Origin of the sequence: Streptomyces sp. SID12488 (assembly GCF_010548275.1) — a bacterium.
In the GTDB taxonomy this organism is placed as follows: domain Bacteria; phylum Actinomycetota; class Actinomycetes; order Streptomycetales; family Streptomycetaceae; genus Streptomyces.
The window spans coordinates 124,774-138,554 of record NZ_JAAGLT010000013.1 but is presented as its reverse complement, the minus strand read 5'-3'; the positions used below and the strand labels follow the sequence as shown (position 1 = coordinate 138,554).

General features: G+C 70.6%; 13 protein-coding genes. 5 read left to right on the top strand and 8 right to left on the bottom strand.

Translation table 11 applies throughout. From position 1 onward, the window contains the following. Nucleotide 1: 1 nt before the first annotated feature. A complete protein-coding gene (locus tag G3I56_RS21195; RefSeq protein ID WP_006380516.1) occupies nt 2-655 on the bottom strand; it encodes a response regulator transcription factor in 654 nt (217 codons plus the stop codon). A 433-nt stretch (nt 656-1,088) separates the two neighbouring features. Between G3I56_RS21195 and G3I56_RS43240 the strand changes: the two genes are divergently transcribed. After that, nucleotides 1,089-1,262: a hypothetical protein gene (locus G3I56_RS43240; RefSeq protein ID WP_203690325.1), complete on the top strand. Its 174-nt coding sequence runs from the start codon at nt 1,089-1,091 to the stop codon at nt 1,260-1,262. A 190-nt stretch (nt 1,263-1,452) separates the two neighbouring features. On the opposite strand, the gene G3I56_RS21190 is transcribed toward G3I56_RS43240, so the two are convergent. Together G3I56_RS21190 and G3I56_RS21185 are read right to left on the bottom strand one after the other, a co-directional pair. Further along, nucleotides 1,453-2,268 carry an inositol monophosphatase family protein gene (locus G3I56_RS21190; protein ID WP_164411195.1) on the bottom strand — a complete coding sequence of 272 codons (816 nt, stop codon included), beginning with the start codon at nt 2,266-2,268 and terminating at the stop codon, nt 1,453-1,455. 8 nt (nt 2,269-2,276) lie between these two features. After that, the gene (locus G3I56_RS21185; protein WP_164411193.1) at nt 2,277-3,404 is read right to left on the bottom strand and encodes a ferrochelatase; all 1,128 of its coding nucleotides are present in this window, start codon (nt 3,402-3,404) and stop codon (nt 2,277-2,279) included. Nucleotides 3,405-3,554: 150 nt separating this feature from the next. Between G3I56_RS21185 and G3I56_RS21180 the strand changes: the two genes are divergently transcribed. The 3 genes from G3I56_RS21180 (at nt 3,555) to sepH (ending at nt 7,504) form a co-directional block, all read left to right on the top strand. Then, nucleotides 3,555-4,793, top strand: coding sequence for an MFS transporter (locus G3I56_RS21180; protein WP_164411191.1), 1,239 nt, complete (start codon nt 3,555-3,557; stop codon nt 4,791-4,793). After that, the gene (locus G3I56_RS21175; protein WP_164411189.1) at nt 4,753-6,072 is read left to right on the top strand and encodes a D-arabinono-1,4-lactone oxidase; all 1,320 of its coding nucleotides are present in this window, start codon (nt 4,753-4,755) and stop codon (nt 6,070-6,072) included. Before G3I56_RS21180 ends, G3I56_RS21175 begins: the two co-directional genes overlap by 41 nt. A gap of 406 nt (nt 6,073-6,478) precedes the next feature. Continuing rightward, nucleotides 6,479-7,504, top strand: a complete 1,026-nt coding sequence (sepH, locus tag G3I56_RS21170) for a septation protein SepH (RefSeq protein ID WP_164411187.1) — start codon at nt 6,479-6,481, stop codon at nt 7,502-7,504. Between the two features lie 113 nt (nt 7,505-7,617). Here sepH and G3I56_RS21165 read toward each other — a convergent pair whose 3' ends face one another. Beyond that, entirely contained in the window at nt 7,618-8,469 is an 852-nt protein-coding gene (locus G3I56_RS21165; protein WP_164411185.1) for a sulfurtransferase, read from the bottom strand. A 388-nt stretch (nt 8,470-8,857) separates the two neighbouring features. Between G3I56_RS21165 and G3I56_RS21160 the strand changes: the two genes are divergently transcribed. Beyond that, nucleotides 8,858-9,661 (top strand): VOC family protein, encoded by an 804-nt coding sequence (locus G3I56_RS21160; RefSeq protein ID WP_164411183.1) that lies wholly within the window; start codon nt 8,858-8,860, stop codon nt 9,659-9,661. A 19-nt stretch (nt 9,662-9,680) separates the two neighbouring features. Here the strand turns inward: G3I56_RS21160 and G3I56_RS43980 are convergent, their stop codons facing one another. The 4 genes from G3I56_RS43980 to G3I56_RS21140 form a co-directional block, all read right to left on the bottom strand. Next, nucleotides 9,681-11,036: a C40 family peptidase gene (locus tag G3I56_RS43980; protein WP_239135010.1), complete on the bottom strand. Its 1,356-nt coding sequence runs from the start codon at nt 11,034-11,036 to the stop codon at nt 9,681-9,683. 195 nt (nt 11,037-11,231) lie between these two features. Beyond that, on the bottom strand, nt 11,232-11,882 hold the full coding sequence (locus G3I56_RS21150) for a thymidine kinase (protein ID WP_164411181.1): 651 nt from the start codon (nt 11,880-11,882) through the stop codon (nt 11,232-11,234). A gap of 86 nt (nt 11,883-11,968) precedes the next feature. Beyond that, nucleotides 11,969-13,159, bottom strand: coding sequence for a nucleotide pyrophosphatase/phosphodiesterase family protein (locus tag G3I56_RS21145; RefSeq protein WP_164411179.1), 1,191 nt, complete (start codon nt 13,157-13,159; stop codon nt 11,969-11,971). Next, nucleotides 13,159-13,746, bottom strand: a complete 588-nt coding sequence (locus tag G3I56_RS21140; protein WP_164411177.1) for a DUF5998 family protein — start codon at nt 13,744-13,746, stop codon at nt 13,159-13,161. The genes G3I56_RS21145 and G3I56_RS21140 overlap by 1 nt, the downstream gene beginning before the upstream one ends. Nucleotides 13,747-13,781 lie beyond the last annotated feature (35 nt).

Here is a 13,781-nt window from a genome sequence, read left to right as displayed (position 1 = left end):
ATCAGATCCGGTAGCCGGAACCCGGCACGGTGACGATCACCGGCGGCTCGCCCAGCTTGCGGCGAAGAGTCATCACGGTCACCCGGACGACGTTGGTGAACGGGTCGGTGTTCTCGTCCCAGGCCTTCTCCAGGAGCTGCTCGGCCGAGACGACCGCGCCCTCGCTGCGCAGCAGCACCTCCAGGACGGCGAACTCCTTGGGCGCGAGCTGGACTTCCTTGCCGTCGCGGAAGACCTCCCGGCGGTTCGGGTCGAGCTTGATCCCGGCGCGCTCCAGGACGGGCGGCAGCGGCAGGCTCGTACGCCGGCCGAGGGCACGCACGCGTGCCGTCAGCTCGCTGAAGGCGAAAGGCTTGGGAAGGTAGTCGTCGGCGCCGATCTCCAGCCCCTCGACCCGGTCGCTGACATCCCCGGAAGCCGTGAGCATCAGCACGCGCGTGGGCATGCCGAGTTCGACGATCTTGCGGCAGACGTCGTCGCCGTGCACCAGCGGGAGGTCCCGGTCGAGGACGACCACATCGTAGTCGTTGACGCCGATGCGTTCCAGGGCCGCCGCGCCGTCGTACACGACGTCGACGGCCATGGCCTCCCGGCGCAGTCCGGTGGCCACCGCATCGGCGAGCAGTTGCTCGTCCTCGACGACGAGTACGCGCACGTCGTTTGTCCTTCCTCGGGGTCGCCCGCGGGCCGGGACGGCACGTTGGCGGAAACTTTTCCAGTGGTCAGGCCTCCATCCTGCCGCTTTGGGCCGTAAACCGGTTGTAAGAGGCCTCTGGACGATCACTGCGGGGCTCCTTCCCGGCCGACCGGAGTCGCTCCTGCCGACAGTGACGGAAGAAATCTTGGTGGGCGGAGGTTTCCTCTCCGGGGAGCGCGGGGAGGACGGCTTTACACCCCGCGATCACGCTCTGCGTGTGCCATGACACCTAGTGGTACAACGAACCGCTTTCCGCGGAGCGGGCGTGGGTGTCCGGCACCGTGGCCGCCCGGCAGGGCAACGCCGGGCATCCAGTTGGAGACGTGATCGCCCCTTCCGGACGGCACACCCCCGTGCCGTCGACCCACGACCCAGGACGAGGGGGCGCAGCATGGACGCATTCACCGCAGGACTTCTGCAGCGCATAAGGGCGACTGAGACCGACCTGACGCGGGCTCGCGACGAGGGCGACGACTTCCTCGTCGAGGTTGAAGAGGCCGACCTCGACGAACTGCGCCGCCTCGCCGCCGAACATGGCGTGGAGGTCGGCGCGGCCAGCGTCTGATCAGTCCGTAAGAGAGAAAAAGAGGAGCCCCGGCATCGATCCAGTGCCGGGGCTCACCTCTTTTTGCCCGTTCGCCTTAGGGGCGCCGAAGCCGGTTTCGAGACGCCGATCGCCTGACGACAGTGAACCTTGGTGGGCCCGCGCCGTTGCCTCAATCGGGGTTGGTGTGGTGGGGCCAATGTGCCCTTCGTCAGTCGTGCCAGGCTCCGAAGTCCTCCAGGAGGCGCTGAAGGGGTTCGAATACCCCGGGGGTGCCCGCGACCGTCAGATGGCGTGACGGGCGCTCTCCGGGGCGTCCACCGGTCAGCGCGCCCGCCTCCCGGGCGATCAGGTCGCCCGCGGCAACGTCCCAGGCGTTGAGACCGCGCTCGTAGTAGCCGTCCAGGCGACCCGCCGCCACGTCGCACAGGTCGACCGCCGCCGAGCCGCCACGCCGGATGTCACGCAGCAGCGGGATCAGTCGCCGGGCCACCTCGGCCTGGTGGGCCTTGACCTCGGCGACGTAGTTGAAGCCCGTCGACACCAGGGCCTGGTCCAGCGGCGGGGCCGGGCGGACGGCGAGCCGGCGATCGCCCTTCCAGGCCCCGGAGGCCCAGGCTCCCCCGCCGAGCACCGCGTGGAAGGTCTCGCCACGCATGGGCACCGCCACCACGCCGACGACGCGCTCGCCGTCCTGCTCGGCCGCGATGGAGACGGACCAGGTAGGCAGCCCGTACAGGTAGTTGACCGTGCCGTCGAGCGGGTCGATGACCCAGCGGATGCCGCTGCTGCCCTCTCTGGAGGCACCCTCCTCGCCGAGGAAGCCGTCGTCCGGGCGATGGTCGGAGATCACGTCGGTGATCAGCTTCTCCGCCGCGATGTCCATCTCCGTGACGACGTCGATGGGGCTGGACTTGGTGGCGGCGACCGCGAGGTCGGCCGGTCGGCCGTCCCGCAGCAGCTCCCCCGCGCGGCGGGCGGCCTCCTGGGCGAGCCGGAGCAGTTCGGGCAGCAGGGCGTCGCTCACAGGGGTCCTCACGCGTACGGGCTGTCGGCGCCCGCGGCGGCGGGCCTGGGGGCACGGGACGGGCAGCAGCCCACGGGGCACAGGTCGTGGCTCGCGCCGAGCGCGCCCAGGGCGCACGGCGTGATGTCCTGCCCGCTCTCGGTGGCCGCGCGTTCCAGGACGAGTTCACGGATCGCGGCGGCGAAGCGCGGGTCGGCGCCCACCGTCGCGGAGCGGCGCATGGGCAGGCCAAGCTCCTCCGCCTTTGCCTTGGCCTCCGTGTCGAGGTCGTACAGGACCTCCATGTGGTCCGACACGAACCCGATCGGCGCGATCACGACGGCCGGGGCCCCGGCGCCGTGCAGCTCCTCGACGTGGTCGCAGATGTCGGGCTCCAGCCACGGGATGTGCGGTGCTCCCGAGCGCGACTGGTAGACGAGCCGCCAGGGGTGGTCGACGCCGGTCCGCTCGCGTACCGCGTCCGCGATCAGCCGCGCGGTGTCCAGGTGCTGATTCACGTAGGCCCCGCCGCCCCCGTGGCCCTCGACGGGTCCGGAGGTGTCGGCGGACGCGGTCGGGATGGAGTGGGTCGAGAATGCGAGGTGCGCCCCGTCCCTGACGTCCTCGGGGAGTTCGGCGAGGGAGGCGAGCACGCCTTCGGTCATTGGCTCCAGGAAGCCCGGGTGGTTGAAGTAGTGCCGCAGCTTGTCGACCTGGGGCAGGTCGAGGCCCTCGGCCTCCAGGGCGGCCAGGGAGTCCGCGAGGTTCTCGCGGTACTGGCGGCAGCCCGAGTACGAGGCGTACGCGCTGGTGGCGAGGACGAGGACACGGCGCCTGCCGTCCTGGACCATCTCGCGCAGGGTGTCGGTCAGATACGGGGCCCAGTTGCGGTTGCCCCAGTAGACCGGCAGGTCCAGACCGTGATCGGCGAAGTCCTTGCGCAGGGCGTCCAGGAGGGCGCGGTTCTGGTCGTTGATCGGGCTGACCCCGCCGAACAGGAAGTAGTGCTGTCCGACTTCCTTGAGGCGTTCCTTGGGGATGCCCCGTCCACGCGTCACGTTCTCCAGGAACGGGACCACGTCGTCCGGGCCCTCGGGGCCGCCGAAGGAGAGCAGGAGCAGGGCGTCGTAGGGGGTGGCGTCGAGCGCATCTCGCATGGTTCCGATCCTGCCACCCCCCTCTGACAGCCGGGATCCCGGCCCGTCCCCGCGGGTGCGTTGGGTTCACCTGACTCGTAAGCTGTAACGGCTCCCTTCACGCCTTACCCGCGTATCCGTCACGCCTTACCGGATCGACCGGAGACTCCCGTGCCCAGCCCCTACCGCGCCCTGTTCGCCGCCCCCGGCTCCAGGCGCTTCACCGCCGCGGGGTTCCTCGGCCGGATGCCGATGTCGATGATGGGCATCGGCGTGGTCGCGATGGTCTCCCAGCTCACCGGCCGGTACGGGCTCGCGGGCGCCCTCGCGGCGACCATCGCCCTGGCCGCCGCGGTGGTGGGCCCGCAGATCTCGCGCCTGGTCGACCGGTACGGACAGCGCCGCGTGCTGCGTCCCGCGACGCTGTGCGCCCTGCTGGCCTCGGCCGGGCTGTTGCTCGCCGCGCACTTCGGGTGGCCGGACTGGGTGCTGTTCGTGTGCAGCGCCGGCATCGGCTGCGTACCGAGCGTCGGCGCGATGACCCGGGCCCGCTGGGCGGCCGTGTACCGGGACACCCCGCAGCTGCACACCGCGTACTCCTTCGAGTCCGTGGTGGACGAGGTCTGCTTCATCTTCGGGCCGATCATCTCGATCGGGCTGTCGACGGCGTGGTTCCCGGAGGCGGGACCGCTGCTCGCCGCCTGTTTCCTGGCGGCCGGCGTCTTCTGGCTGACGTCCCAGCGCGACACCGAGCCGAAGCCGCATCCGCCCGCGCAGCACAGGAGCGGTTCGGCGCTGCGCTCCCCCGGTCTCCAGGTCCTGGTGGTCACCTTCACGGCGACCGGGGCGATCTTCGGGGCCGTCGACGTGGTCACCGTCGCCTTCGCCGAGGAACGGGGTCACAAGGGCGCCGCGAGCGTCGTACTGGCCCTCTACGCGGCCGGCTCGTGCGCGGCGGGAGTCGTGTTCGGGCTGCTGCACCTCCCGGGAACCCCGGAACGTCGGTGGTTGCTGGGCGTATGTGCGATGGCCGTGAGTATGATCCCCCTCCTACTGGTCGGAAACTTGCCGTCTCTGGCCGTGGCGCTGTTCGTTGCGGGTCTGTCCATCGCTCCCACGATGATCACGACGATGTCCCTCATCGAACAGCACGTACCACGCGCGCAACTGACCGAGGGCATGACCTGGGTGAGCACCGGGCTCGCGGTCGGCGTCGCGCTCGGCTCCTCCGTGTCCGGCTGGGTCATCGACGCCGCCGGTGCGAGCGCCGGGTACGGGGTTCCGGTGGCGTCCGGGGCCGTCGCGGTCGCGGTCGGTTTCCTCGGGTACCGCCGGCTGAACAGACCGGCTCCGTGTCGGGGAGGCACCGTTGAACAGCACAGTGAGCGGCAAGAGCGGCACGTGGCGTAACTGGGCGGGCAACGTCACCGCCCGGCCCGCCCGGGAGGTCACGCCCGCTTCCGTGGAGGAACTTTCCGCGGCCGTGCGGGAGGCAGCCGCGGACGGGTTGAAGGTGAAGGCTGTAGGTACCGGGCACTCCTTCACGGCCGCCGCCGCCACGGACGGGGTGTTGATCCGCCCTCAACTGTTGACCGGCATCCGCAATGTTGACCGGGAGAACATGACGGTCACGGTCGAGGCGGGCACTCCGCTCAAGAGACTCAACATGGCCCTCGCCCGCGAGGGTCTGTCGCTCACGAACATGGGCGACATCATGGAGCAGACGGTCTCGGGCGCCACCAGCACCGGCACGCACGGCACGGGCCGTGAGTCGGGCTCGATAGCCGCCCAGATCAAGGGACTTGAGCTGGTGACGGCGGACGGTTCGGTGCTCGTCTGCTCCGAGAAGGAGAATCCGGAGGTCTTCGCCTCGGCCCGGGTCGGCATCGGCGCCCTGGGGATCATCACGGCGATCACCTTCGCCGTGGAGCCCCTCTTCCTGCTCACCGCCCGCGAGGAGCCGATGACCTTCGACAAGGTCACCAGCGCCTTCGACGAACTCTGGGCCGAGAACGAGCACTTCGAGTTCTACTGGTTCCCGCACACCGGCAACACCAACACCAAGCGCAACAACCGCAGCGCCGGCCCCGAGAAGCCGGTCAGCCGGATCAGCGGCTGGATCGAGGACGAGTTCCTCTCCAACGGTGTCTTCCAGGCGGCCCAGCTGGTCGGCCGGACGGTGCCCGCCACGATCCCGACGATCGCCCAGATCTCCAGCAAGGCCCTGTCCGCGCGGACCTACACCGACATCCCGTACAAGGTCTACACATCGCCGCGACGGGTGCGCTTCGTGGAGATGGAGTACGCCGTTCCGCGCGAGGCCCTGGTGGCGACGCTGCGCGAACTCAAGGCGATGGTCGACCGGTCGGACATGCGGATCAGCTTCCCGGTGGAGGTGCGCACGGCCCCCGCGGACGACATCACGCTCTCCACGGCCTCGGGCCGCGACAGCGCCTACGTCGCCGTCCACATGTTCCGCGGAACGCCCTATCAGGCGTACTTCACCGCCGCCGAGCGCATCTTCACGGCACACCAGGGACGGCCGCACTGGGGCAAGGTGCACACACGGGACGCCGAGTACTTCGACGGGGTCTACCCCCGCTTCGGGGAGTTCACCGCCCTGCGGGACCGGCTCGACCCTGAACGCCTGTTCCAGAACGACTACTTGCGCCGGATTCTCGGCGCGTAGCGAAGCAATCGACTCCGTTTCCGATGTTTACGTGAACCACGCTGCGCCCGAGGTCACGGAACCGGCGGGGGAACGGCCAACTCGCACTCTCCGGCTGGAATTGGGTGGCGTGCCAATCCACGCACGTGGCCCAAATGGAGTACTGTTGCGAGCCCTGGGTCCGGTCTCCCGCCTGGGCGTCCGGGACTTTCCAGGACGACCAAGAGGGGGCTCGTTGCACAGGGTGACGGAGTTTGTCACTTAGCGTTGCGAATAGATAACCGTGGCATAACGGCGATCTCGGGCCCACGCCCGACACGCCGGGCAACTCGGCAAGGTTGTGGCAGGCTGCACCCGGGCAGGCCACACTCGACTAGCGGAAGCAGCGACGCACGTGACGTCGGCAGGCACCACCCGGGAGGTCCCCATGCCCGAACTGCGTGTCGTGGCCGTCTCTAACGACGGCACACGGCTGGTGCTGAAGGCTGCGGACAGCACGGAGTACACGCTTCCGATCGATGAGCGTCTGCGCGCCGCCGTACGCGGCGACCGTCCCCGCCTCGGCCAGATCGAGATCGAGGTGGAGAGTCATCTCCGCCCCCGCGACATCCAGGCACGCATACGTGCCGGCGCGTCCGCGGAAGAGGTGGCGCAGCTCGCCGGGATTCCGGTGGACCGCGTACGCCGCTTCGAGGGCCCCGTGCTGGCCGAGCGAGCCTTCATGGCCGAGCGGGCCCGGAAGACTCCGGTCCGTCGGCCCGGTGAGAACGCCGGTCCACAGCTCGGCGAGGCCGTGCAGGAGCGGCTGACGATCCGTGGCGCCGACAAGGAAACCGTCCAGTGGGACTCCTGGCGCCGCGACGACGGCACCTGGGAAGTCCTCCTGGTCTACCTGGTGGCCGGCGAACCGCACTCGGCGAGCTGGACGTACGACCCGCCCCGGCGGCTCGTCCAGGCCGTCGACGAGGAAGCCCGCTCGCTGATCGGCGAGTCGGACGACCTCTCGGCGCCCGAGCCCAGCTTCCCGTTCGTACCGCGCATCGCCCGGCTGCCTCGCGACCGCCCGCTGGACCGTCCGGCCCTGCCCGCGCCGTCGTCCGAGCTCATCGAGGAGGGCGTGAGCGCGAGCGAGCGCGACTCGCTGACCAGCCTCCTGGAAGCGGTACCGAGCTTCCGCGGCGACATGGTCGTGCCGGAACGGCCCTCCTCCACGGAAGTCGCGGAGGAACCGGCACCCGAACCCGAGCTGGAGGAGCCCCCGGCTCCCGCGGCCTCGGCCGGTTCCGCCTACGCGGACGTGCTCATGCCCCGCTCGGTCGGCGCCCACCGCGACCGTCTGGTCGGTGCCACCGACCGCCAGGCCGAGGCGGACGGCGTCCGTCCCGGCCGCAGAGCGGCGGTACCGAGCTGGGACGAGATCGTGTTCGGCACACGCCGGAAGAACAAGGAGTAGTCACCCGTCCGGGTTACTCGTACGACTGTGGGGCCGCATCCGTCGGATGCGGCCCCACAGTCGATCACGCCCCCGTTCGGCCGCACACTCCGCCTGCCTGCCGAACCACCGCGCTACTGCGGATCGGGCCCCACCGCCACGGGCCGCGCCGGATCTCCCGACCATTCCGACCAGGAGCCGACGTACAGTGCGGCCGGAATACCAGCGACAGCCAGGGCCAGGACCTCGTGGGCGCCCGAGACGCCCGATCCGCAGTACACGCCCACCGCGGTGGCGTCCGTCGCGCCCAGGGCCTTGAAGCGGGCCGTCAACTCGTCCGCGGGCAGGAACCGCCCGTCCGCGGCCACGTTCTCGTTCGTGGGCGCCGAGACCGCGCCCGGGATGTGCCCGCCGACCCGGTCGATGGGCTCGACCTCGCCCCGGTAACGCTCCCCCGCACGCGCGTCGAGCAGCAGCCCGGAGCGGGCCAGCGCGGCGGCCCCGTCTGCGTCGAGCAGCCCCACCGCTCCCGGCACCGGCGTGAAGTCGCCCTCGGCGGGCATCCGTACGTCTGTGTCGAGTACCCCCTCCCAGGACGGCAACCCGCCGTCGAGGACCCGCACGTCCGGGTGACCCGTCCAGCGCAGCAGCCACCAGGCGCGGGCCGCCGCCCAGCCCTGTCCGCCGTCGTACACGACGACCGGGACTCCGGACGAGACGCCCGCGCGGCGCATGGCGGCGCCGAACGCCTCCGGGTCGGGCAGTGGATGCCGGCCGGCCGGTCCCGCCGCCGAGGCGAGTTCCCTGTCCAGGTCGACGAAGACCGCGCCGGGAAGGTGCCCGGCGGCGTACTCCGCGCGCCCGTCGAAGGGCGCCACGCCGCCCGCGGCGGGCATGCTCAGCTGCCAGCGGATGTCGAGCAGGACCGGCGGATTGGAACCAGCCAGCTCGTTCACGAGTTCGAGTGGGGAGATGATGGCGTTCATGGCTCCATCCTTACCCACGGGGTGGCCGCGGCGGCCGGGGCGGGCTACTCTCCCGCCGGACAGGTTCGATCACGCGGCGTACGGGATCGGGCACATGCTGTACAACTGATGGACACCTTGCGGCAATTGCGCCGAAATGGGCGGGAAACACCGGTTGAGGCAACCTCAGGACGAGGACGTACGGGGTCGGCGCGGCCCGGACGCGCGGTACCGCGGGTGGTGCGAGCATCGGCACGGAACGTGCGGGCACGCGGGCACGTGACAACGCAGTACGGCACGAGCGACGTGCGCGACGGAGTACGCCGTACGACAGCACGCGGCAGGTCCGCCGACACGGCGGACAGCGGAAGTGACACGGCCACCGCGAGGGGTCGAGGAGAGAGTGACGATGACCGAGGCACGGGAGTCGGCCGACCGGAACAGCGAAGCGCCGGCCCGGCACGCGCCCGGCACACCCTGCTGGGTGAGTCTGATGGTGCACGGCATGACAGCGACCCAGGACTTCTACGGGGAGTTGTTCGGCTGGGAGTTCGAGCTGGGCCCGCAGCAGCTCGGCTGGTACGTACGGGCCCTGCTCGACGGTCAGGAGGTGGCCGGCATCGGCCTGCTGCCGCCGGACCGGCATCTTCCCGTCGCCTGGACGCCGTACCTCGCCTCGGACGACGTGGACCTCACGGCGGAGATGGTCCGGCACTCGGGCGGCACCGTGGGCGTGGGCCCCCTGGACGCGGCCGAGGCGGGCCGGCTGGCGATCGCCTCCGACCCGATGGGCGCGGTGTTCGGCATCTGGCAGACCGCCGCCCATCTGGGCACGGGTATCACCGGAGTCCCCGGCACCCCCGCCTGGAACGAGCTGGTGACCCGCGACTCGTCGAGCGTCGCCAAGTTCTACAAGACCGTCTTCGGCTACGAGGAGGAGCCCGTGGTGTCGGCGGACCTCGACTACGTCACCCTGCACGTCGAGGGCCGCCCGGTCGCCGGCATCCACGGTGTGGGCAACTTCCTGCCCCGCGACCGGGGCCCGCACTGGATGACGTACTTCGAGGTCGCCGACACGGACGCGGCGGCAACCCGCCTGGTGGACCTGGGCGGTCACGTCGTCAACCCCCCGCACGACAGCGCACACGGCCGCGTGACGACGGTGACGGACCCGGAGGGGGCGATGTTCTCGCTGATCCAGGGAGCCCGCTGAGGGCCCCCTGGGAGGGCGTCTACGCGGGCCGCAGGACGCTGTGGATCGCCGCCTCGCCGGCCGCGAAGATCGAGTCCTCCTGCACCCTCGAACCCGGACTCGGTGCGTGCATCATCATTCCGTCACCCACGAAGATGCCCACGTGACCGACCTGGCCCGCGTCCCCGTGGAAGAAGACGAGGTCACCGGGCCGGACATCGGCGACGCTGATCGCCATACCGGCGCTCGCCTGCTCGTGCACGGAACGGGGAAGCGCGACCCCGGCGGCCTTCCAGGCGGCCTGGATGAGGCCCGAGTTGTCGTACGACCCCGGCCCGACCGCGCCCCAGACACACGGTCTGCCGATCTGCGCACGGGCGAAGGCAACCGCCTTCGCGGCCTTCGCGCCGGGCTCCACACCCAGCATGAGGCCGGTGCCGAAACTCGTGCCGGTCCCGGCACCCGGAAATGATTCCGCGCCCAGGTGGTAGGTCCCCGTGGCATAGGAGGTCTGGATGCCGTGGGGCGGCGTCTGGGTTGTGTAGGCCGTCTGCACGCCCTGCGGAGGCGTGTGCGTTCCGTAGGACGGCGTGCCGTGCGGCGGCGTCTGTGTGATGTAGGGCGTCTCCGTCACGGGGAACGGGTCGGCGACCGGGAACGGTTCCGTGACGAGGGGGAGTTCGGTGACAAGGGCGTAGTCCCCGTCGCGGAGCGTGCCCGCGTAGAGGGGTGTTGCCGCGTCGAGGAACGCGTCCGCGCTCAGGCCGGCCGGCTGGGGCAGTTGCCACTCCTCGGCGGGCTGCGGGCGAGCCTGTTCAACGGGGTTGGGCAGGCGCCAGGCATCCTCGACGGGCAGCGAGCCGACCGGGAGCGGAGAAGCGCCCTGGGCAGGCGACGGGAACCAACTGGGCTCGGCCGAAAGGGCGTCCAGGCTCCCCCGGGCTTCCTGGCGCGGAGCGGGCACGGCCGACAGCGCGGCCATGGGTGCGGCGGGCAGCGCGGGCACCAGTCCTGCGGGCAGCGCGGCGCCGGGTCCGGCGGTCAGCTCCGCCACCGGAAGGGCGGTCAGCTCGACGTTGGGGCCCGCGGGTCGGGCGGGCCGGGCCTCTGCCGCGCGGGCCGGACTCCTGTCGGGCGGGAGCACCGCGGGCACGGTCGGGCCCAACTGGGCGCGCCCCACGTCGAACCACGGTCGGGCGACCTCGTCAAGGGCGGGATCGGAACGCCTGCGTGCGGTTTCGGGCGCCGGGTTGACGCGCTTGCGTATCCCGAGCCTCATCGCGCGGGTGGCGTTGAAGGTCCCGGTGAAAGTCTCGGCCTGGTCGTAGAGGCTGTTGATCCGTTGCTGGACCTCCTCACGGCTCGGCCCATCATCTCGGGTTCGTTCCGGCGCCATGGCGGGACGAGCTCCTTCCGTGGTACGTCCCCCCGGCCCACTGTCAGGTGCGGACAGCAGGTTTGGGAAGGTGTTCGGAGGTCAACTTAGCCAACTTGTGTGCTTCAGGTGAAGGTTGAAGCGCGAAATGCCCGATACGTTATTGTGACCTTCATCGTATCGAGAACGGCCGGAAAGAACCGCCCAGGGTAACGATCAGGCCGAATTGACCGGCAGGACGTCCGGAGAGATGACGGAGGCGTGCGCGGAGGCGCTGGTCATACGGCGTCGGTGGTGGCGTCGGCACAGCACCTCGTAGCCGACTTCCTCGGCCGTCCGGTTCACGTCACCGACGACGACCTGTTCACCCTCCACGACCATCACGCCTCCCACGGTGCGCGCGTTGTGCGTGGCCCGTGCGCCGCACCAGCACATCGCCTCCACCTGGAGGGTCTCGATCCGGTCCGCCAGCTCGATCAGCCGCTGCGAGCCCGGGAAGAGCTTCGTGCGGAAGTCGGTGGTGATGCCGAACGCGAAGACGTCCAGTCCCAGGTCGTCCACCACTCGCGCCAACTGGTCGATCTGCTGCGGCGCGAGGAACTGCGCCTCGTCCACGATCACGTAGTCGACCTTGCCGCCCCTGGACATCTGGTCCACCAGATAGGCGTGCAGATCCATGCCCACGGTCGCCTCGACCGCCTCCGTCACCAGACCCAGCCGCGAGGAGAGCTTGCCCTCCCCCGCCCGGTCGTCACGCGTGAAGATCACACCCTGCAGCCCCCGCGCCGACCGGTTGTGCCCGATCTGGAGCGCCAGCGTCGACTTCCCGCAGTCCATCGTTCCGGAGAAGAACACCAGCTCGGGCATGGGAGGTCGAGCACCTTTCGGCGAGATACGCGCAGGACAGGAGGAGGGCGGGAGGCTGGGCAGGGGCTGTCGGGCGGGAAGGGGCGTCAGGAGCGTACTTGCAGGAGCGGGACCAACTGTTCCGCAGGGGTCATCGAACCGTGGTTGCCGACCATCGCCGACTCCCTCGGCTCCCGCTCGGAGGCCACGATCAGGACGTCGTCCCGAGCAGCCGCGACCACGTCACCGATCCGGCCGTACACCCGCTCGTCGACCGTCGGTCCGAACCAGCCCGCCGCGATCGCCTCGTCGCGCGAGGCCACCCAGAACTGCTCGCCGAGCACCTCGCGCCAGCAGGTCAGTACGTCGGCCTCGGCACCCGGCACCGCGTACACGTGCCGCGCACGGCCCTCGCCGCCCAACAGGGCGACGCCCGCGCGCAGTTCCCAGTCCTCGTCGAAGTCGATGCGGTGCTGCTCGTCGAACGGGATGTCGATCATGCCGTGGTCGGCGGTGACGTACAGCGCGGCGCGCGGCGGGAGTTGCTCCGCCAGCCGCTGGACGAGCCGGTCGACGTACATGAGCTGACCGCGCCAGGCGTCCGAGTCGACGCCGAAGCGGTGGCCCTTGCCATCCACTTCCGCGTAGTACGTGTAGACCAACGAGCGGTCACCGGCAGCCAGTTGCTCGGCCGCGAGGTCCATCCGGTCCTCGCCGGTGAGCTTCCCCCGGAACGTCCCGCCACTGAGCGCGATCTTCGTCAGCGGGGTGTTCTCGAAGGTCGGCGAGGAGACCTGGGCCGTGTGCACACCGGCCGCGTGCGCCAGCTGGAACACCGTGGGGTACGGCTGCCACGCGCGCGGGTCCGTCCACGGCTGCCAGCGCAGTTGGTTCATCAGGTCGCCGGTGGCCGGATTACGCACGGTGTAGCCGGGCAGTCCGTGCGCGCCCGGTGGCAGCCCGGTGCCCACGGAGGCGAGGGAGGTCGCGGTGGTCGCCGGGTATCCGGTGGTGATCGGGCGGCCCGTGTCACCGCGCGAGCTGCTCATGAGCGAACTCATGAAGGGGGCCTCGTCCGGGTGGGCCCGGAGCTGCTCCCAGCCCAGTCCGTCGATCAGGAACACGCAGTTCCGGTCGGCGGGTGCCAGCTCCGGGATCGTCGCGGACATGCCCGGTACGCCCATGCCGGCGGCCAGGGTGGGCAGCAGGTCGGCGAGCGACCCCGAGCCGTAGTGCGGGACTGGGGCGGAGGACACGGCCAGTGGTTCCGGGTAGTCCCAGGCGGTCGGCTGCGCCATCAGCGGGGGACGTCCGCGGTCGCCTCCGAGAGGGCCTGGGCGAAGACGAGGGCCTGGCGGACCGTCTCCGGGCCGTCACCGGCCTCGCTGACGCGCAGGCTCAGGTCGTCCGCCGTCGAGCTGCCGGTGTAGCCGTGGTCCGCCTCGCAGTTGGGGTCGCCGCAGGCGGCAGGCTCCAGGTCGATGCGGGAGACGGCGCCCCAGCCGATGGTCAGGACGACCTCGCGGGGCAGCGTGCCCGGCGCGTACGACTCCGGGTTGGCGACGACCCTGCTGAGGACGACGGACGAGATCCGGCCCAGCTTCACGGATTCCGTGGACGTGGTGGCGTACGGCGTCGGGGACGTGGTGTCCTCGGCCTGCTCGTCGGTGTGGCTGACGATGAAACGGTTGCCCGTGAGGACGAGCACGGTCACGTGCCGACGCACCTCGTTCGCGTCGAATGTCGTCTCCTGGTGGACCAGGTACGACCGGATGGAGTCGCCGCCGATCGCGGCCTCCACCGCCTCGGCCACGAGGGCCGGGTAGTAGCCGCTGCGCTCGATCGCCGCTCGCAGCCCCTGGGTCGACGTACTGGTCTTGGCCATGTGCCCATCCTACGGGGGACCACTGACTGCGAGGC

Coding starts and splice junctions, on each gene's coding strand:
- G3I56_RS43240 (WP_203690325.1), top strand. CDS start 1,089: ATGGACGCATTCACCGCAGGACTTCTGCAGCGCATAAGGGCGACTGAG.
- G3I56_RS21185 (WP_164411193.1), bottom strand. CDS start 3,404: ATGCGAGATGCGCTCGACGCCACCCCCTACGACGCCCTGCTCCTGCTC.
- sepH (WP_164411187.1), top strand. CDS start 6,479: ATGCCCGAACTGCGTGTCGTGGCCGTCTCTAACGACGGCACACGGCTG.
- G3I56_RS21165 (WP_164411185.1), bottom strand. CDS start 8,469: ATGAACGCCATCATCTCCCCACTCGAACTCGTGAACGAGCTGGCTGGT.
- G3I56_RS21160 (WP_164411183.1), top strand. CDS start 8,858: ATGACCGAGGCACGGGAGTCGGCCGACCGGAACAGCGAAGCGCCGGCC.
- G3I56_RS43980 (WP_239135010.1), bottom strand. CDS start 11,036: ATGGCGCCGGAACGAACCCGAGATGATGGGCCGAGCCGTGAGGAGGTC.
- G3I56_RS21150 (WP_164411181.1), bottom strand. CDS start 11,882: ATGCCCGAGCTGGTGTTCTTCTCCGGAACGATGGACTGCGGGAAGTCG.
- G3I56_RS21145 (WP_164411179.1), bottom strand. CDS start 13,159: ATGGCGCAGCCGACCGCCTGGGACTACCCGGAACCACTGGCCGTGTCC.
- G3I56_RS21140 (WP_164411177.1), bottom strand. CDS start 13,746: ATGGCCAAGACCAGTACGTCGACCCAGGGGCTGCGAGCGGCGATCGAG.